The 17,469-nt window shown below is 37.2% G+C and carries 19 protein-coding genes and 3 tRNA genes; 7 read left to right on the top strand and 15 right to left on the bottom strand.

Going from position 1 to position 17,469, the window contains the following annotated elements:
• The 12 genes from AB1397_06075 to AB1397_06020 all read right to left on the bottom strand — a co-directional run.
• The coding region (locus AB1397_06075; GenBank protein ID MEW6482551.1) for a hypothetical protein at positions 1-1,314 on the bottom strand (1,314 nt) is incomplete at its 3' end.
• On the bottom strand, positions 1,311-2,321 hold the full coding sequence (mltG, locus tag AB1397_06070) for an endolytic transglycosylase MltG (protein MEW6482550.1): 1,011 nt from the start codon (positions 2,319-2,321) through the stop codon (positions 1,311-1,313). The genes AB1397_06075 and mltG, both read right to left, overlap by 4 nt.
• Position 2,322: 1 nt before the next feature.
• Entirely contained in the window at positions 2,323-3,201 is an 879-nt protein-coding gene (locus tag AB1397_06065; GenBank protein ID MEW6482549.1) for a PorV/PorQ family protein, read from the bottom strand.
• Positions 3,202-3,276: 75 nt separating this feature from the next.
• A tRNA-Ser gene (locus tag AB1397_06060) sits at positions 3,277-3,362 on the bottom strand.
• Positions 3,363-3,522: 160 nt separating this feature from the next.
• Positions 3,523-3,595: transfer RNA gene (locus AB1397_06055), tRNA-Ala, on the bottom strand.
• On the bottom strand, positions 3,586-4,398 hold the full coding sequence (locus AB1397_06050; protein ID MEW6482548.1) for a phosphatidate cytidylyltransferase: 813 nt from the start codon (positions 4,396-4,398) through the stop codon (positions 3,586-3,588). The genes AB1397_06055 and AB1397_06050 overlap by 10 nt, the downstream gene beginning before the upstream one ends.
• A gap of 56 nt (positions 4,399-4,454) precedes the next feature.
• A complete protein-coding gene (locus AB1397_06045; protein ID MEW6482547.1) occupies positions 4,455-5,153 on the bottom strand; it encodes an isoprenyl transferase in 699 nt (232 codons plus the stop codon).
• Positions 5,150-5,683 (bottom strand): GAF domain-containing protein, encoded by a 534-nt coding sequence (locus tag AB1397_06040; GenBank protein MEW6482546.1) that lies wholly within the window; start codon positions 5,681-5,683, stop codon positions 5,150-5,152. The genes AB1397_06045 and AB1397_06040 overlap by 4 nt, the downstream gene beginning before the upstream one ends.
• A 1-nt stretch (position 5,684) precedes the next feature.
• Positions 5,685-6,818 carry an FIST N-terminal domain-containing protein gene (locus tag AB1397_06035; protein ID MEW6482545.1) on the bottom strand — a complete coding sequence of 378 codons (1,134 nt, stop codon included), beginning with the start codon at positions 6,816-6,818 and terminating at the stop codon, positions 5,685-5,687.
• Between the two features lie 64 nt (positions 6,819-6,882).
• Entirely contained in the window at positions 6,883-7,290 is a 408-nt protein-coding gene (locus tag AB1397_06030; protein MEW6482544.1) for a four helix bundle protein, read from the bottom strand.
• A gap of 31 nt (positions 7,291-7,321) precedes the next feature.
• Positions 7,322-9,235: a molecular chaperone DnaK gene (dnaK, locus tag AB1397_06025; GenBank protein MEW6482543.1), complete on the bottom strand. Its 1,914-nt coding sequence runs from the start codon at positions 9,233-9,235 to the stop codon at positions 7,322-7,324.
• Between the two features lie 68 nt (positions 9,236-9,303).
• Positions 9,304-10,257 (bottom strand): nucleoside-diphosphate kinase, encoded by a 954-nt coding sequence (locus AB1397_06020; protein ID MEW6482542.1) that lies wholly within the window; start codon positions 10,255-10,257, stop codon positions 9,304-9,306.
• 226 nt (positions 10,258-10,483) lie between these two features.
• On the opposite strand from AB1397_06020, the gene AB1397_06015 reads away from it, so the two are divergent.
• The 7 genes from AB1397_06015 to AB1397_05985 are packed head-to-tail and all read left to right on the top strand — an operon-like array spanning position 10,484 to position 15,735.
• On the top strand, positions 10,484-11,383 hold the full coding sequence (locus AB1397_06015; GenBank protein ID MEW6482541.1) for a M23 family metallopeptidase: 900 nt from the start codon (positions 10,484-10,486) through the stop codon (positions 11,381-11,383).
• Positions 11,384-12,364: a tryptophan--tRNA ligase gene (gene trpS, locus AB1397_06010; protein ID MEW6482540.1), complete on the top strand. Its 981-nt coding sequence runs from the start codon at positions 11,384-11,386 to the stop codon at positions 12,362-12,364. It abuts the gene before it with no gap.
• Positions 12,357-12,872, top strand: coding sequence for a ribonuclease H-like domain-containing protein (locus tag AB1397_06005; GenBank protein MEW6482539.1), 516 nt, complete (start codon positions 12,357-12,359; stop codon positions 12,870-12,872). The genes trpS and AB1397_06005 overlap by 8 nt, the downstream gene beginning before the upstream one ends.
• Positions 12,873-12,891: 19 nt before the next feature.
• The gene (locus AB1397_06000) at positions 12,892-13,380 is read left to right on the top strand and encodes a shikimate kinase (protein ID MEW6482538.1); all 489 of its coding nucleotides are present in this window, start codon (positions 12,892-12,894) and stop codon (positions 13,378-13,380) included.
• Positions 13,377-13,877 (top strand): OmpH family outer membrane protein, encoded by a 501-nt coding sequence (locus AB1397_05995; protein MEW6482537.1) that lies wholly within the window; start codon positions 13,377-13,379, stop codon positions 13,875-13,877. The genes AB1397_06000 and AB1397_05995 overlap by 4 nt, the downstream gene beginning before the upstream one ends.
• A 15-nt stretch (positions 13,878-13,892) precedes the next feature.
• Positions 13,893-14,468, top strand: coding sequence for an aminodeoxychorismate/anthranilate synthase component II (locus AB1397_05990; GenBank protein MEW6482536.1), 576 nt, complete (start codon positions 13,893-13,895; stop codon positions 14,466-14,468).
• On the top strand, positions 14,458-15,735 hold the full coding sequence (locus AB1397_05985) for a phenylacetate--CoA ligase family protein (GenBank protein MEW6482535.1): 1,278 nt from the start codon (positions 14,458-14,460) through the stop codon (positions 15,733-15,735). Before AB1397_05990 ends, AB1397_05985 begins: the two co-directional genes overlap by 11 nt.
• Before the next feature lie 194 nt (positions 15,736-15,929).
• On the opposite strand, the gene AB1397_05980 is transcribed toward AB1397_05985, so the two are convergent.
• The 3 genes from AB1397_05980 to AB1397_05970 form a co-directional block, all read right to left on the bottom strand.
• Positions 15,930-16,016: transfer RNA gene (locus tag AB1397_05980), tRNA-Ser, on the bottom strand.
• Positions 16,017-16,045: 29 nt separating this feature from the next.
• Positions 16,046-16,975: a GTP 3',8-cyclase MoaA gene (gene moaA, locus AB1397_05975; protein MEW6482534.1), complete on the bottom strand. Its 930-nt coding sequence runs from the start codon at positions 16,973-16,975 to the stop codon at positions 16,046-16,048.
• Positions 16,976-17,093: 118 nt separating this feature from the next.
• The coding region (locus AB1397_05970) for a heterodisulfide reductase-related iron-sulfur binding cluster (GenBank protein MEW6482533.1) at positions 17,094-17,469 on the bottom strand (376 nt) is incomplete at its 5' end.

Raw genomic sequence — 17,469 nt, 5'->3', positions numbered from 1 at the left:
GGGAATCTGTATTACAATATCAGAATACCTAAACATCATTGGTTTTTCTTCCTCTTTTTTAATAAAAAGCCTCCTTTTTTCGGAAAATAAAGCTAAATCAAAGGTTTTTCCATCCCATTCAATCTTTGCCTCATCAAAGGCAATGGGTTTTATAAGAGATAAAGAAAGAGAGAGGGGTTTAAAGGAAAGCGTTCCAAAAGAATAAGGGGCAATTTTTATTCCAAAAGCAGAGATTGTGCCTAATTTAAGGAAAAGGAGGTTGCTGTCGCCATTTATTGATATATCCAGGGTTTCATTATCCCTTTTTAGGACAAGATTTGCAAAAATATCTGGTTTTTCAAGCCTTCCTGTAATTGTTCCACATCCATTTAATATAGAGCCTTTAAAAATGGGATGGATTAAGGGTAGCCAATTAGCATTGTTAAATTCCAAAGAAAGGGAGATGTTCTCTCCAATATTTCCAAAAAACCCTGTGTTATTGATGTATCCCTTCCTAATCCTAAAAACATCATTTTTTAATACACCCTCAATAGAAAATACAAAGGCATTTTTTTTGTAAGAAGTATCGCCAGATACCTTATAAAGACCATTTTTTTCCTTAAAATTAGCTTTAAAATAAAGAAAATTCCATAAAAACGAAAGCCTTCCTTTGTTTATCCCATTTTTCCATTCCAGCTTTCCTTTGATATTTTTTATATCTTTTATTGAGCAATCCTTTAGGTCTGCTATAATTTCCAAATCCCTTTCTTTCTTAATGGTAACATCAACATTACCTTTCTTTGGAATTTTAGGAAAATATGGAAGCAGGTTTGCTTTTGCATCCTTTATATAAGCTGTAAACCTATCAGAGCCGCCTTCTATGCTTGCCTTTCCACCAAGCCCAGAACCTTTAAACCTAAATCTTTTGTTTTTAAGTCTTCCCGATACATCATCAAACACTCCAAAATCAGCTATCCTTCCTTTTCCTCCCATAGCTTTAATCTCTATATTTGGAAGGGCTATTTTTCTCCTTTTTTTAAAGAATTCCCTTTTTATGGAAAATAAAGGCTTATCAAGGATAACCCTTAAAGATCCATCAAGCCCTACCTCTAATAAACCATCACCTTTTATGGAAAATCCATCTTTATAATAGGAAATTCCAGAAAGGCTACATTTATTTGGAAATATGTATCTTGTCTTCTCAATCTTAACCTCCTTTGAATATTTCTTTATCATCTCCTTTATAAATTCATCTACCTTTTTTTCTATCCAGCCAGAAATTCCCTTTGGATATGTAAGTAAAGGGATAAATAAAAAAATGGCGATAAATCTCATTTTATCTTTGGTTGGTATTTTGAAACCGCTATATTATGCTCAGCCAGTGTCCTTGAAAATTTATGCCTTCCATTGTTCATACTGACAAAATATAGGTAATCAATATTCGCTGGATGCAATGCGGCTTTTATCGCAAAAATCCCAGGGTTTGAAATAGGAGATGGAGGAAGGCCATTATGTCTATATGTATTATAGGGAGAGGAAATATCAAGGTCTTCCTTCCTTATATTCCCATCAAAATTAGGGTATAAGGCATAGATAACCGTTGGGCAGCTATTAAGCTTCATATTTCTTTTCAATCTATTATGAAAAACAGAAGAAATAATGGGCATCTCGCTCAAAATACTTGTTTCTTTTTCAATGATGGAGGCAAGGATAAGAACTTGATACATAGACAAACCTAATTTCTTTGTCATTTTGGTATCCTCTTCTTTAAATACCCTTTTAAACCTTTCAATGATTATCCTTATTATCTCGCTTTCCTGCATCCCCTTTGATACACAATATGTATCAGGGAATAAAAGCCCTTCTAGTGTATTAAGAGAAAAGCCTAAACTTCCTATAAACGCTTTATCTTTAGCTAATTCAAGGAATCTTCTTTTATCAGCAAACCCCTTTTTATCCAAAAGCTCTGCTATTTGATAGATATTATAACCAGGGGGGATGGTAAAACAAGATTTTATAGCCTCGCCTTTGGTTAGTTTTGAAAGAGTGTCTATCATATTTAAGGAGGGAGAAAGAAGATAATCGCCTGCCATAATTTTTGTTTCTTTATTTTTAAGGATAATAAGAAACTCAAAGATATATTTATCTCTGATTATCCCCTCTTTTTTAAGAAGATTGGCTATTTCTTCTCCAGACATCCCCCTCTTTATGCTAATTATTTTTATTCCTCCTGAGATATCCTTTGGAAAATAGACATTAAAGGCGATAAGGAGGATAAAAATAGGAAAAAGGGGGATAAGAAATAACCTTAAATGCTTTTTTTTCTTTCCTTTTTTTGCCAAGCTAAAATCTTATAATCAGGGAGCCTTGGAGGGGTTTGTTAAGGCTTGCTGGAAACTGGGCAAAATCAAACTGAAACCAATCTCTTAATCTTACCCCACATCCCAATGTTGCACCTGTAAGGTCTCCTTCAAGGGAGTAATACCCTGCACGAAGGGATATATTTTTCCAATACCAATATTCCGCACCAACCCTATATTCAAAGCTAGAATTAGAAAGAAGGTGATGGCTTATTGTAGAGGTTAAAACAAAGCTTTCAATCCTGTATGATCCTCCTATCTGAGCCAACATTGGAAGCTTATCTCCCCATATATCTGGACCAATATTCTGTATTGAAAGACCAAATTTCATATTATCTTTATGTTTATAGAGCATTCCAAAATCAATTGCACCTGTATATCCCTTGTCTGGGCTTATCATCCTATGTATTCCCTTGATTGTTCCACCAATTGAAAGGTTATCCTTTATCCTTTTTCCATAGGACAGGCTTGCCATAAGGTCATAGTATTCTATTGTTCCAAGGATCTCGTATCCCTCTGGCACATTCTTATTTTCCTTTGTTCTTAACATCTCTGGGGCATGAAAGTATAAAATGGCAAACCCAATCCCAGAATTTTCATTAACCCTTTTTGTAAATCCAAAATATTCATATCCACATTCCATAATCGCCTCGCTCTCCATAAAGAGAAGCTCATTTTTTTCTATCTCAGAGATGCCTGCGGGATTATAATGCAGGGATGAGACATCATCTGCCAAGCCAACAATTGCACCCGCCAAGCCTGTTGCCCTTGCTCCGGTTATGAACTTTAGAAAATCTGCACCTGTATCAACCCGAGCCTCCAGGAGAGCAGGGATAAAAATTGCAAGAAAAATAAGAAACACATAAATATTGTAAATTATAAAGGCTAAATTGTAAATTACAAAAAATTTTGCTCAAGATAGGCTAAATCTTCCCTCCGGAGGGGGTGGGATTCGAACCCACGCAAGGTTTCCCTCAATCTGTTTTCGAGACAGACCCGTTATGACCACTTCGGTACCCCTCCTTCAAGGTATGGAGGCGAGGGGATTTGAACTACAAGATTTTTTAAGGCGGAAAAACTCGCACTTGCTCGTTTTTCGCCTAACAAAATCTATTAGTTCGGCCCTTCGCTTCGCTTTAAGGCTTCAAATCCCCCTCCTTCCTCCAATTTTTTACATTACACCTGGAGGCGAGGGGATTTGAACCCCCAACCTTCGACATGCGAAGCCGACGCTCTCCCAACTAAGCTACGCCCCCAAAAATAAAATGAGGTAATAAAAAATTGGGGCAGATATGATTATTGAATCAAAGACATCAAGGATTCCACCATATTCGGATATCCACGAATCTGAATCCTTTTTCCCTACATTCCTTTTAAAGCTTGATTCAGCAAGGTCTCCCAATAAGCCAAGAAGGCTAAATAAAAACCCAGAGACAAAAGAGATCAAAAGAGAAAAACCTATATAACCTCCAAGAAGAAATGAGATAAAAACAGAGCCAGTAATGGCTCCAATAAGCCCCTCAATGGATTTGTTTGGAGATATGGGAAATATATTTCGGTGCTTTCCAAAATGCTTTCCTATTATCCATCCACCTCCATCAGCCGACCAAACAACCGAGAAAAGGTATAGAAGATAAAAACTTCCGCCAGAAAGCCCTCTTATAAGAATAAGGTGGCTTAATAGAAATCCAACATAAAGAATGCCAAAGATAATAGCGAGGATGCTATTGTTTGCTATTGCTAAAACAATTTTTCTTGCAAAAATTCCAAAAAAGAGAAGAACAAGGATAAAAGAGGAAATAATTACCCCATAAAATGGGCTTGAAAGAAAAGAAAGAAATAATGGATATTTATAACCTAATGAGGCACTTCCTATAAGAAGAATTCCAGCCAAAAGACCCAAAAACCACCAATCCTCTTTTTGTACCATATTATAGAATTCAAATAGCCCAAGGAGGATAACAGAGCCTATTAAGATTGTAAAAAATATCTTCTCCTCTATAAATGTTGTATAAGCCAAAAATGGAAGGAAAAGCAACGGTGCAAAAAATTTCTTCATTATTTAATAAATTTTACCACAATTTTGAATTTTGCATTTTGATTTTTGCATTTTTATCATATTCCTCCAAACCTCCTTTTCCTTTCTTGATAATCATTTATTGCCATTTTAAGATGCTCCTCTGTGAAATCAGGCCATAAAACTGGCGTTATCCAAAGCTCAGTATATGCTATCTGCCAAAGAAGAAAATTACTTATCCTTTGTTCACCACTTGTCCTTATAAGAAGGTCGGGATTTGGTAAAGGATGGGTATCAAGGAAGGAGGAAAAGAGATCTTCATCTATTTCATCTGGTCGAATCTCGCCTTTTAATGCTTTCTCAACAATTTTTCTCATCGCCCTTAATATTTCATCCCTTGCTCCATAGTTTAGAGCAATATTTAAAATAAGCCCTTTATTTTCTTTTGTTTTATTACAAGCATCCTCTAATAGGCTTAATACCTTTTTGGGAAGCTTTTTAATTTCGCCGCAGGTTCTTATCTTAACATTATTTTTCATCAGCCCTTCTATTTTCTTTTTTATATACTCACAAAAAAGATTCATCAAAAACGATACCTCATTTTCTGGCCTTTTCCAATTTTCTGTAGAGAAGGCATAAAGGGTAAGAACCTTAATCCCAAGGTCTGAGGCGGCTTTGATTATCCGCTCCACTGCCTTCATTCCCTCCCTATGTCCAGCTATCCTTGGAAGATTCCTCCCTAATGCCCATCTTCCATTCCCATCCATAATTATAGCAATATGTTTAGGAAGGTTCATTTAGAGGTTTTTAGCCTATGGATTTGCAGGCTTAAGGCAAGCCTTTCAGCTACTAAAGAAACAAGCCATTCCTCTTCTTTCAAGGGAGGATGAGAGGATAAGAAGCCAAGCCATACAACGCCTGTAATATTATCATCTATCCTTATTGGATAGCAGAAAACACTCTTTACCGGCACTTCCTTAACAAATGGGTCAATAAATGATGGGTCTTTTGAAAGAGAGGGAATTGTTATGGGTCTTCCGGTAAGAAATACCTCTCCGCAGGTACCAACGCCTACCTCTATTTTTGTCTTTTCGCATATAGATTTAGGAATCCCTGTTCCTGCTACAATCCTTAAAAATCCATCCCTTAAAGCCAGAATTGCCGCAATCTCTGGCTTTAAGACCTCATTTATCCTATCTAGGCCAATCCTCATAATCTCATCCTCTGTTTCTGCTTTTATATTCCAGACAGCTGTTGAATAGAGGATGGAGAGCAAGGCTATATTTTTCTCTAACTCCTTTTCTTTTTCCCATGCATCTTCTTTCATTTTATTCTATCGCCAATACTCCAATGGACTTATTATGAAAATCAGCCCTGGGTGTCCTTAAAGGACCTATCTCACCATAGCCATAAAATCCAACAATAGGAACATCCTTTGCCTCTTTCTTAATTTCATCTATCTCATTCCTTGCATCCTCACCTAAAATTAACATCCTGTATGATGAGGGGAAAAGAAAAATAATCTTGGGATGAATTTCTGAAATAGCATCACTAATAGCCTCACAACCTGCATTGAGAAGCGATGAGGGATTTTGACCTAATATGCGAATTATTGAATTCTCTGGAATATATGAATCGCAAGCGATTGAGCCATCCTTTCTAAACTCTAAAAATGATTTTACCTTGTAATCGCCTGTTGTTTGAGGAATGCCAATGGGAGAATTCCTAACCTCCTTAATATCAATAGGAGAGCCAAAGGCAAGCTCATCCTCAGAAAGACCCAAAAACTCCAAATAGACCTTTGATGCCCTGTGGCTATCAATCTGATATATTACATTCTCCTTGGCGGAGGTTACCCGCAAAGGTGGTGATTGGGGAGAAAAGCCATGACGCAAAGATGTTTTTATCTTTGCAGATGTTTTAAAAAATGCAGAAACCATACCTTGGGTGAATATCTTTCCATTCAGGAATTGATATGTTTTATTCCTTTTTAGGTCATCGCCTGCTAATGCACCTACTAACGAAATGCAGGGAGAAAGATAATCGTTTATCCCCTTTACCAGAAGGCTGGTTTGTGGAAAAAGCCCATCTGATAAAACAAGCAAAAGACCTTTTTTATATTCATCGCTTACAATTTCTTGTCCAGCTTTCCTTGGATTTTTATAGATATCTTCAATTCCCCTTACCTCTATTTCTTCATCATCAGAACACTTTACAGCAACCACAAGACAAGAGCCAAATAAAATATCATCCTTTATCTCGCCAGAGGTCGTACATCCAATCATCGGTGCTTTAGAAGATGCAAGAAATACAGAAGAGACAAGAGCTTCTATATCAAATATGGTTGAGGCAAAGAGGATAATAAGATCGGGTTTCTTGAGAGAAGAAAGGGCTTGTTTGCAAGCCTCTTTTCCTGCCCTTATTGCATCTCTATCCTTTGCGATACCTATCCCAAAATCCATTTCTCAAATGCGGATTGCGGAGTGTAGATTGCGGAATTAAAACATCTTGTCTTAATTTACTACTTTATAATACCACTTCCTCCGCATTCCTTCTATTTTTTATTCTGTTTCTTTTTTGATTTTTCTTTGCTGTATTAATGGATGCAACAACCATTGCTGTAATTTCATTAGCTTCATCCAATAAATGTTGCACCTCTTCTTTATTCATCAAATTGGTTTCTATAAATAACTCTAGCCAATATAATGTTTCATCTATTTCTTCCTCCACAATACCCATTTTAGATATAAAATCAGGCTTTGATCTGGCTCTACATACTGCACGATAGTTAGCACCAACAGAGGTTGCTGAGCGTAAAAGTTGTCTCACCAATATATTTGCTACATAATTCTTTGGGAAATTTTCTACTAATTTAATCACTTTTATTCCAAATTGTTTAGTTCTTTCTTTTAAACTTTGCTTTTTACTTTCCACTCCGCACTCCGCACTCCGCACTCCGCATTCCCTATTCTTCCACCTTATATTCCCCCTCAATTACATCTTCTTTCTTTTCCTCTTTTGGTGCTTCGCTTTGTGTCCCTGTTTGTGTTTGTTGTTGGGCTGCCTTTGCCTGTGCCTCCCGATAAACAGCCTCACCAAGCTTTTGCGAGGTTTTTAAAAGCTCATCTACCCCCTTTTCTATTGCGGATTTATCATTTCCCTTTATCTTTTCCTTTAAGTTAGAAATAGAATCCTCAATAGCCTTTTTTTCATCAGCAGATACCTTATCTCCATATTCCTTTAATGCCTTCTCTGTTGCATAGATTATATTATCAGCCTTGTTTTTTTCCTCTTGCAATTCCCTCTTTTTCTTATCCTCCTCTGCATGAAGCTCTGCCTCTTTTACCATCCTTTTTATTTCATCATCTGTAAGACCAGAAGATGGCTGAATCCTTATAGATTGCTCCTTCCCTGTTCCCAAATCCTTTGCAGAAACATGCATAATCCCATTTGCATCAATGTCAAAGGTAACCTCTATCTGGGGAAAACCCCTTGGTGCGGGAGGAATGCCAATGAGGTCAAACCTTCCTAAGCTCTTCATCCCATCATCATATACATAAGCCCTCTCACCCTGAAGAACATGAATGGTTACTGCTGATTGATTATCCTCGGCGGTTGAAAAGATCTGACTCTTCTTGGTGGGAATGGTTGTATTTCTCTCAATAAGCTTTGTAAATACTTGACCCAATGTTTCAATGCCCAAAGACAATGGTGTTACATCAAGAAGAAGAACATCCTTTACCTCTCCTTTCAAAACACCAGCTTGGATTGCCGCACCTACAGCAACCACCTCATCTGGATTTACACCCTTATGAGGCTCCTTTTTAAACAGCTCCTTTACCAGCTCCTGAACCTTTGGCATTCTTATCTGTCCACCTACCAGGACAACCTCATCTATATCATCTGCACTTAACCCAGCATCCTGTAGGGCATTTAAACAGGGCTTCCTTGTTTTTTCAATAAGGTCATCCACCAATTGTTCAAGCTTTGCCCTGCTTAATGTTATGGTGAGATGCTTTGGTCCGGTTGCATCTGCTGTAATAAATGGAAGGTTTATCTCGGATGAAAGGGTTGTGGAAAGCTCACATTTTGCCTTTTCTGCTGCCTCCTTTAACCTTTGCAATGCAACCCTATCCTTCCTTAAATCTATTCCTTGCTCCCTCTGGAATTCGTCGGCTAGCCAATCAATTATCCTTTGGTCAAAATCATCTCCTCCCAGGTGTGTATCGCCATTTGTTGACTTTACCTCATAGACGCCCTCGCCAAGCTCAAGGATGGATATATCAAATGTTCCACCCCCTAAGTCATATACGGCAATCTTCTCATTTTTCCCCTTTTTGTCCAAGCCATATGCCAATGATGCGGCGGTTGGCTCATTGATAATCCGCAAAACCTCTAAGCCTGCAATCTTCCCTGCATCCTTGGTTGCCTGCCTTTGGCTGTCATTGAAATATGCGGGAACAGTGATAACAGCCTGTGTTATCTTTTCACCCAAATATGCCTCACAATCCTCCTTTAATTTTTTAAGAATCACAGCTGAAATTTCAGGTGGAGAATATTTTTTATCCTTTACATTAACCCAGGCATCCCCATTATCTGCCGGCACAACCTTGAAGGGAACCTCAGAAATTTCCCTTCCCACCTCGCTATACTTTCTTCCCATAAATCTTTTTATGGAATATACGGTATTTTCTGGATTAACCACAGCCTGGCGTTTTGCAAGCTGACCTACCAGCCTGTCTCCCTCCTTTGTAAAGCCAACCACGGAAGGTGTTGTCCTTCCTCCCTCTATATTTGTTATAACCTTTGGCTCACCACCTTCAATTATAGCCATACAGGAATTTGTTGTTCCAAGATCAATTCCTATTACTTTTGACATCTTATCACATCACCTCAAATAATAATTTTATAAAAAAACCAGACATTTTGCAAGAAATTTGAGTTTTTTTAGATAGGACGGCTGGGCAACAAAACATTTGTTTTGAAATCAATGGCTTTTTTTTCCCTTATAAAATCTTCTAGATTATCTGAGGTATGGATTGTATTTTCAGTAAGGGAATCAGAGTAGTTATCTCTGATAATGCTTAAAGCTACCTCTCTTATCTTTTTTCTTGCACCTATTCCTTCATAGAGCAATGCCAAAGACCTCTTGCCACTCATAAAATTTATCAACTCTTCAAAGAAGGGTTTTCCTCGATGGGGGGCATAAAATTCTTCCATCTGCTCTCTGCTTGGCATTTGAATCTTTGCAGATATAATAAACATCCCTGTCCTGGAAAGAATATCTATAACATCGCCAATTCTTGGGTCATAAGGCTTATCAAAGGCATTTGGCTTAATAATTACCACACTCTCATCTACATCCTTTGGGTTGGAATATTTTATCGCACCGTTCACTGGACCTCCTAAATACTTGTATTTATTCCAAAAGAGGTCAATCTGTGCCTCTGCTTCATCTTTATAGGAAGGGCAAGAAACAGGAAATTCAGCGATTATCTTATTTCCCTCCTTATGAAAAAATCCAAATTTTCCAAGGATTGTTGTCCCATTTCTATGCCTTATATCACCAAGTAGCCTGTTTATCCTTTTAATTACATCCTCTCCCTCAATAACAAGGTTGAATACCCTCCGGACATTGTATTTGCTCTTAGCAAAAGAATTTTCATCCAAAAGCCTTTCTTTAAAAGCATCCTGTACCTCTTGTTCTTTCTTTGTTTTCTGACACCTCAGGGTCTTTACAAAATCAGATGCCAATTCCTTTGTTAATCTATAGATATCAGCACCAATAAAGGTGAGGGGTTTATCTTCTTCTGCCATAAACCTTATCATACTAAGGATTGCTCCTGTAATAGACCTCTCTAATGCCTCTGAATAAATATTTACCATTGTTCTTTCCTTCATCTTGCTTTATAATAGTATAGTTTCTATCTTGAATTTTAACAACAATGGAAAAATTCATTTCAGAGGACGAAATTGGGTGTTTCAAGGAGCTATAGTACAAAAGGAATTACTTTTTGGTATAATACATCGGCAAAATAGAGGAAAAACTAAAAGAGAAAACTTTGACTTATTCAACAAAGTATAAATTCCTTGACAAGAAGAAACATCTTTTATATACTCTTTGAAAATGAAGAATTTTCTTTACATTAGCCTTATAGGTTTTATTTTATTTCTTCCCCTTCTTATTAAATCAGGGAACAAAGAAAGATTTCTTGGGATTGAAAAGAAAGAGCTTCTTGCTTCTTTAATGATTGAGAGCCATAATGTCCCTATTCCAAAATTAGAAGAAAAACAAAGCAAAAACAGGGTTGTCTATACAACCTACATAACCAAAACAGGGGATACCCTCTGGTCAATCTCAAGGAAATTTGGGCTAAACCTTTCTACGCTAATAAGCGTAAATAACCTGACAACCAATGTAATAAAAGAGGGAATTAGCCTTAAGATTCCAAGCCAAAAAGGAATAGTCCATAAGGTAAAAAGCGGCCAAACCCTATGGGATATTGCAAGAACATTTAATGTTTCTTTGAATAAGATAAGAGAGGTAAATGGGATTTCAACCAGCCTAATAAGACCAGGGGAGAAGATATTTCTTCCTGGTGCAAATTTGACCCAGGAAATAGCCCTTGCCCAAAATCTTTCTGATAATTTTGTTAAACCCATTCTTGGTCGCATTACCTCTGGCTTTGGCTATAGATTCCATCCCATCCTTAGAAGATATTGTTTTCATCCAGGCATTGATGTGGCAGCCCCTTATGGAAGTAGCATAAAATCAGCAGCTCCTGGAAAGGTTATCTTTGCCGGATGGAAATCCGGCTATGGCAGGTGTGTAATTATAAAGCATAACAATACATACAAAACATTGTATGCCCATCTTTCAAGAATCTTTGTCCATCAGGGGCAGTTGGTTGAAAAAAAGGAATCTATTGGAGCAGCGGGTGATTCAGGGTTTACCACAGGAACCCACTTACATTTTGAGGTCTTAAAGAACAATAGACCCATAGACCCACGCACACTAATCTACTAAATGGAAAGGGTCCTTTCCGGGATGCGTCCTACAGGGAAACTGCACCTTGGTCATCTAAAGGGTGCATTAGAAAATTGGAAATTCTTACAAGAAAGGTATGAATGCCTCTATATGATTGCAGATTGGCATGCCCTAATGAGCGAATACCAATCTTCAAAGGAAATAGCAAACAATACAAAAGAGGTTCTCATTGATTGGCTCTCATTTGGCATAGACCCTAAGAAGGCTATTATCTTCTGCCAATCAGAAATACCCTGCCATTCTGAGCTATACCTCCTTTTTTCCATCATTACACCACTTGGATGGCTTAAGAGAAACCCAACCTATAAAGAGCAAATTCAAGAGCTTTCAAACCTTGATTTGGAAACACATGGATTTTTAGGCTATCCTGTCCTTCAAGGAGCAGATATTCTACTTTATAAGGCAACGATTGTTCCAATAGGTGTTGACCAGCTTCCCCACCTTGAGCTTACCAGGGAGCTATTGAGGAGGTTTAATCATCTTTATTCAGAGACATTTCCTACCCCCTCTCCTTTGCTTACAGAAACGCCAAAGCTTCCAGGAACAGATGGAAGAAAGATGAGCAAAAGCTACAACAATGCCATATTCATCTCTGATTCCTCTAATGAGATAAGGAAAAAGATAAAGATGATGATTACAGACAAAGAGAGGATTTATTCTAATGACCCTGGACATCCCGATATTTGCAATGTCTTTGATATATGGAAGGCTTTTTCTAAAGAGAAATCTAAAGAAATAGAGAGAGAATGTAAAAATGCAAAGATAGGATGCGTCTCCTGCAAGGATAACCTCTCTTTCCTTTTAAGCGATGAGCTTAAGCCTATCAGGGAAAAAAGGGAGGAATTAGAAAAGGATAGCGAATATCTTTCAAAAATCCTTAAAGAGGGAAGGGAAAGGGCATATGAAATAGCCTCAAGGACGATGGCAGAAATAAGGAAAAAGATTGGGTTTTATGGATAAGGTATTCTTTGACCTTGAGACACAGGATGCATTTGGAGAAGATAGGGATTTTAAAGGTTTAAGGATGTCGGTGGGTGTAATATTTAAAGGGGGTGAATATAGGGCATTTATGGAAGATGAGGTTTTAAAGCTAATAGACGAGCTTTTCTCAGCAGAGCTTGTTGTTGGATTTAACCTTTTTTCTTTTGATTATAAGGTTTTAAAAGGATATACAGAAAAAGACCTATTTTCTATTCCAACTCTTGATATGTTAAGGGAGGCTCAAAAGGCATTGGGGTTTAGGATAAGCCTTGACAACCTTGCAAAGGCAAACCTTAAGAAGGGAAAGAAGGGTTCTGGTCTGGATGCCATTAAATGGTGGAAGGAGGGCAATATTCCTAAGCTTATAGAATATTGCAAATACGATGTAGAGATAACAAAGGAGATATATGAGCTTGGTAAAAAACAGGGGTTTCTCTGTTTTAGCGAAAAGGGTGGGAAGAAAAGGCAATTTAATGTTAAATGGTAATATCGTTTTGATAGGTTTTATGGGTTCTGGAAAAAGCTCTGTGGGAGCTTGTCTTTCTAAAATTTTAAATATGCAATACATAAGCACAGATGATATGATAGAGGAAAGAGAAAAAATGAAAATAAAAAAAATTTTTAAAGAAAAGGGAGAGAAATACTTTAGAGAAAAGGAAAAGGAGGTGATATCTGAGGTATCAAATTTTGACCGATGCGTGATTGCAACGGGTGGAGGGATTGTCCTTAATTGGGACAATGTAGAGAATTTAAGGAAGAATGGAACAATATTTTTCCTTAAAACGAAGGAAGATGTGATATACGAAAGGATTAAAGGCGATAAACAAAGGCCTCTCCTTTCGGTAGATGACCCTATATCTGCCATAAGAAGGATATTGAGAGCAAGGCTTGCTTTGTATAAAGAGGCAGCTGATTATGTAATTGACACATCAGCCCTTTCAATACCAGAGGTTGCAGATAGGGTAATAAAAAAAATAAAAGGAGGAAAGAAATGAGAAAACTAATTTTAATAGGGATTTTGGGTGTAATGCCAATTTGGGGGATAAATATTTCCTTTATTGATGCACAAAAGGCATTTGATAGCCATCCTGATACAGCGAAGGCAAGGGAGATATTGCAAAAGGAGATTGAAAAGGAAAATCTTGAGATAAAGATAAAGGAAAAGGAAATCCTTGCTCTACAAGATGAGCTTGAGAAACCCATTTCAGAGGAGGCAAAGAGGAGGAAAGAGGCAACCATACAGGCAAAGATGGAAGAATATCAAATGTATAAACAAGAGGCAACAGAGAATCTGGCAAAAAAGAGAAAGGAGCTTGAGGATTCTATAAATGTAAAGATAAAAGGCATTATCTCCCAAATTGCAAAGGAGAAAAAGATAGATTTGGTGCTTGATAAGGATAGCATAATCTATGGAGAGGATTCCCTTGATATTACAAATGAGGTAATAAAAAGGATAGCGGAAAAAAAAAGCGAAGAAAAGGAAAATCCCTAAATCCTAAATAATATTATGATTCTTGTTATCGACAATTACGATTCATTCACCTATAACCTTGTCCAATATATTGGAGAGATGAAAAAGACAATTGAGGTTATAAGAAATGACAAAATTTCTCTTTCAGGAATAAAAAAAATTTCTCCCTCTTTTATTGTAATTTCACCTGGGCCAGGAAGGCCAGATGATGCGGGAATATCAAAGGATGTTATAATGGAATTCAAGGGAAAAATTCCCATACTTGGTGTATGCCTTGGTCATCAATGTATTGGTGAGGTGTTTGGAGGAAAGATAATAGGTGCAGATAGGCTTATGCATGGAAAGACATCAGAAATCTTTCACAATGGCAAATTTATCTTTAAAGGCATTCCAAATCCTTTTATAGCAACCAGGTATCATTCCTTAATTATTGACCCTTCTTCTCTCCCTTCTTGTTTAGAAATTACCGCAAGAACAAAAGAGGATGAGATTATGGGGATAAAACATAGGAAATATCCAATATTTGGCGTCCAATTCCATCCTGAATCCATTCTAACAATTGAGGGGAAAAAGCTTCTTTCCAATTTCTTTGAGCTCTGCAATGAAGGATAAAATAAAGAGAAAAGCCTTGTTATGGCTTCTTAAGATAAAGGCACTTAAGCCATTAGAAATGGCAAAATATGCCTATTTTAATACAAATTTTTATAAAAATCTCTATGGAAAAGAGCCTTTTGATTTTAAAAGCCTTCCATTGGCAAAGAAGGAGGCAATAAAAGAGGCATCTCCCTATGACCTGTTGAGCAAAAGGCTTAAAAACAAGGTAATCTGGTATGGAGAGACAACAGGTTCTTCTGGCTCTCCCACACCATCCTTCTATACAGAAAAGGAATTTATGGGAGCATACCTTCTTTCCCTGATTTCACCTTACAACAAGGCCCTTAAGGAAATCATAAGGGAAAATAGAACCTCTGTCAATGGCTTAACCCTTGAATTTACCATTGCCGGTGCATCTTTTGCTGACCTTCTGGTAAAAAATGGTGCATTGGTTTGTAATGTTGGCTCACGCTCAACCATTGGCCCACCCGAGCGTATTGCCAGGGCAATTACAAGGCTTAAGCCATCTATTATTTGTGGAACGCCGATAGATTTTCTCTCCTGGATGTGGATTATAAAGGAGGATTATCCAAAGGAATATGATAGTGTCTTAAAAAACCTAAAGCTTCTTCTCTCAACCGCAGAGCTTTGCTCAGATTCCCGTGTTTTAAGGATCAAGGAGCATTTTGGAATTACCCATATCAATACCTATGCTACGGTTGAGGGATTCTTTACCCTAACCTGCCCCTGTGGAAATAAGCACATCCTTCCTGCATACTACTGTGAGCTATTTGATGAAAATTTAGAATACATTGGAGAAACAGGAAAGGGAAGGCTTGTGATCACAAACCTTGTAAAGAGATCAACCCCATTTGTCAGGTATTTATTGGATGACCTTGTAACCATAGAAGAAACAAAACCCTGCCCTTATGGATTTTCCAAGAATATTATTCCACACGGAAGGTATGAGCTTTCTATAAAAATTAAGGAGAGCCTTTACAATGTAGGTGATATTGAGGAAATCCTCTTTGAATATGGGCTTTTTGGCGATTATTCTATCTCTCTATTCAATGATTATGTCAATGTTGAGATAGAGGAATATGGTAGCTATAAAATAGATGGATTAGAGGAAGAGCTTTTTAATCTCTTTGGAATTCCTTGTAAAATAAAGATTGTTGAATGGGGAAGCCTTACACCATACAGAGAGATAAGAAAAACAAAGCCAATCCTTAAGTTTATAGACCAAAGAAGGGAAAAAACCCAAAAGATTCCAGAGGTTTTGTAGCATAACAGGCGTTTCCGTAAAAATTTAGCAAATTTTAATGTAAGTGCTTGTAAATCAATGTTAGAAAGTTTTTTGTTTCATTATCGTAAGTCTTTTATTTTCAAAGGATTATAAAAAAATTACGGAACCTCTGGTAACTTCCTATTATGAAAATTCTTTAAATCCCACCTTTCTTCCTGTTTTTATCTTTAATTCGGAGAGGGTGGGATTTGAACCCACGGACGAGTTTCCCCATCACACGCTTTCCAGGCGTGCCTGTTCGACCACTCCAGCACCTCTCCATTCGTTGAGCATCCACTTGGGGACCAATTCATCCACCAATAGTATGCATCAGCCGATTACCCTCTTTAAACCTATATGACAAGGGCTTCATTTTTACAGCAAGTTCTATAATCTTTTTAATCTTATCAACCCCTCCTTCTTCCCTAATTGGGGTCTTTATATCAACCTCATTATTATCAAGAAGGCAGGGTTTTATTTTACCATCAGGAGTCAGCCTTATTCTATTGCAAGATGAACAAAATGGTCTACTCATTGCCTGGATTATCCCAATCTTTGCCCCATTTATTAAATAGTATCTTGCCGGACCCTTTCCATAGCCCTCATCAATAGGCTCTTTTTTTATCCCATTAAAGCAATTATCTAAAGAAACAAAAAACCTTTCCCAATCAACCCCTAAAACTGGGATGAGTTCTATAAACCGAACAATAATCCCACTATCTTCTGAAAACCTTATAAAGGACATAATCTCATCATCGTTTATTTGCTTCATAATCACGCTATTTATCTTTACAAAAAACCCTTCCTCTTTTGCAGACCTTATTGTCCCAATAAGCCTTTCTAATCCATCTTTTCCGGTAATTTTTTTGTATCTTTCTTCTCTAAGTGAATCAAGGCTTATATTTATCTTATAAAACCCTGCATTTTTAAGCAAAGAAAGATAATTAGAAAGAAAAGTGCCATTTGTGGTTAGAGAAAGATTTATCCCAGCAATTTTCCCAAGCTCAAGGATAAAATCGCTTATTCCTTTTCTTATTAGGGGTTCCCCCCCTGTTATCCTAATATTTTTAATCCCAAGGGAGGCAGCTATCTTTATTACCTTTAGTATCTCCTCATAGCTTAAAATCTCAAGATGGTCCTTTTTTAAGAATGGACGACAGTATATACAAGAAAGATTACAATGGTCTGTAATAGAAACCCTTAAGTAATCAATTATTCTTCCCAGGGAATCACGAAGCATAGCAAAATTTTACTTACCCATTTTCTCGTCAAATTTGACTGCATCTTTTGTAGATGGTATCCATCTTTATCCCATACAAGGGATCTTTCTAATTGCAATTTACCATGTTTAGCTTTAGCTAAACACCTACAATTGATTCTACTATATGCTTATTAAATTTTATCTCAAAGCCCAAGGCTAAAGCAAGGAGCTCGGTAAAGTAAAGAATAGGAAGATTAAATTTTTCCTTGTATTTTTTCTCTATCTCTCTCTGCCTTAAATCAAGGTTTGCCTGGCACAATGGGCAGGCAACCACAATAAAATCAGCCTCCCAATCCCTTGCATCTTTTAATATTTCATAACCCCTTTGTAAAACTATATCTGTCCTTGGAATGGAAAGGTCTCCACCACAGCATTCGGTTTTATAGGCCCAGGGCTTTGTGTTTAGCCCTATGGCAGACATAAGAATGTCTAATGATTCTGGGTTTTCCACATCATCAAAGGCTATTTCTTTT

Source organism: bacterium, assembly GCA_040756715.1.
Lineage (GTDB): Bacteria > UBA9089 > UBA9088 > UBA9088 > UBA9088 > JBFLYE01.
Note: the sequence above shows the minus strand (reverse complement) of the source record. Positions and strands in the feature narration are given on the sequence as shown.

Bases quoted from the DNA above. Each gene is read 5' to 3' on its own strand.
- AB1397_06050 (MEW6482548.1), bottom strand. From the start codon at position 4,398: ATGAAGAAATTTTTTGCACCGTTGCTTTTCCTTCCATTTTTGGCTTAT.
- AB1397_06045 (MEW6482547.1), bottom strand. From the start codon at position 5,153: ATGAACCTTCCTAAACATATTGCTATAATTATGGATGGGAATGGAAGA.
- AB1397_06040 (MEW6482546.1), bottom strand. From the start codon at position 5,683: ATGAAAGAAGATGCATGGGAAAAAGAAAAGGAGTTAGAGAAAAATATA.
- AB1397_06035 (MEW6482545.1), bottom strand. From the start codon at position 6,818: ATGGATTTTGGGATAGGTATCGCAAAGGATAGAGATGCAATAAGGGCA.
- dnaK (MEW6482543.1), bottom strand. From the start codon at position 9,235: ATGTCAAAAGTAATAGGAATTGATCTTGGAACAACAAATTCCTGTATG.
- AB1397_06020 (MEW6482542.1), bottom strand. From the start codon at position 10,257: ATGAAGGAAAGAACAATGGTAAATATTTATTCAGAGGCATTAGAGAGG.
- AB1397_06015 (MEW6482541.1), top strand. From the start codon at position 10,484: ATGAAGAATTTTCTTTACATTAGCCTTATAGGTTTTATTTTATTTCTT.
- trpS (MEW6482540.1), top strand. From the start codon at position 11,384: ATGGAAAGGGTCCTTTCCGGGATGCGTCCTACAGGGAAACTGCACCTT.
- AB1397_06005 (MEW6482539.1), top strand. From the start codon at position 12,357: ATGGATAAGGTATTCTTTGACCTTGAGACACAGGATGCATTTGGAGAA.
- AB1397_06000 (MEW6482538.1), top strand. From the start codon at position 12,892: ATGGGTTCTGGAAAAAGCTCTGTGGGAGCTTGTCTTTCTAAAATTTTA.
- AB1397_05995 (MEW6482537.1), top strand. From the start codon at position 13,377: ATGAGAAAACTAATTTTAATAGGGATTTTGGGTGTAATGCCAATTTGG.
- AB1397_05990 (MEW6482536.1), top strand. From the start codon at position 13,893: ATGATTCTTGTTATCGACAATTACGATTCATTCACCTATAACCTTGTC.
- AB1397_05985 (MEW6482535.1), top strand. From the start codon at position 14,458: ATGAAGGATAAAATAAAGAGAAAAGCCTTGTTATGGCTTCTTAAGATA.
- moaA (MEW6482534.1), bottom strand. From the start codon at position 16,975: ATGCTTCGTGATTCCCTGGGAAGAATAATTGATTACTTAAGGGTTTCT.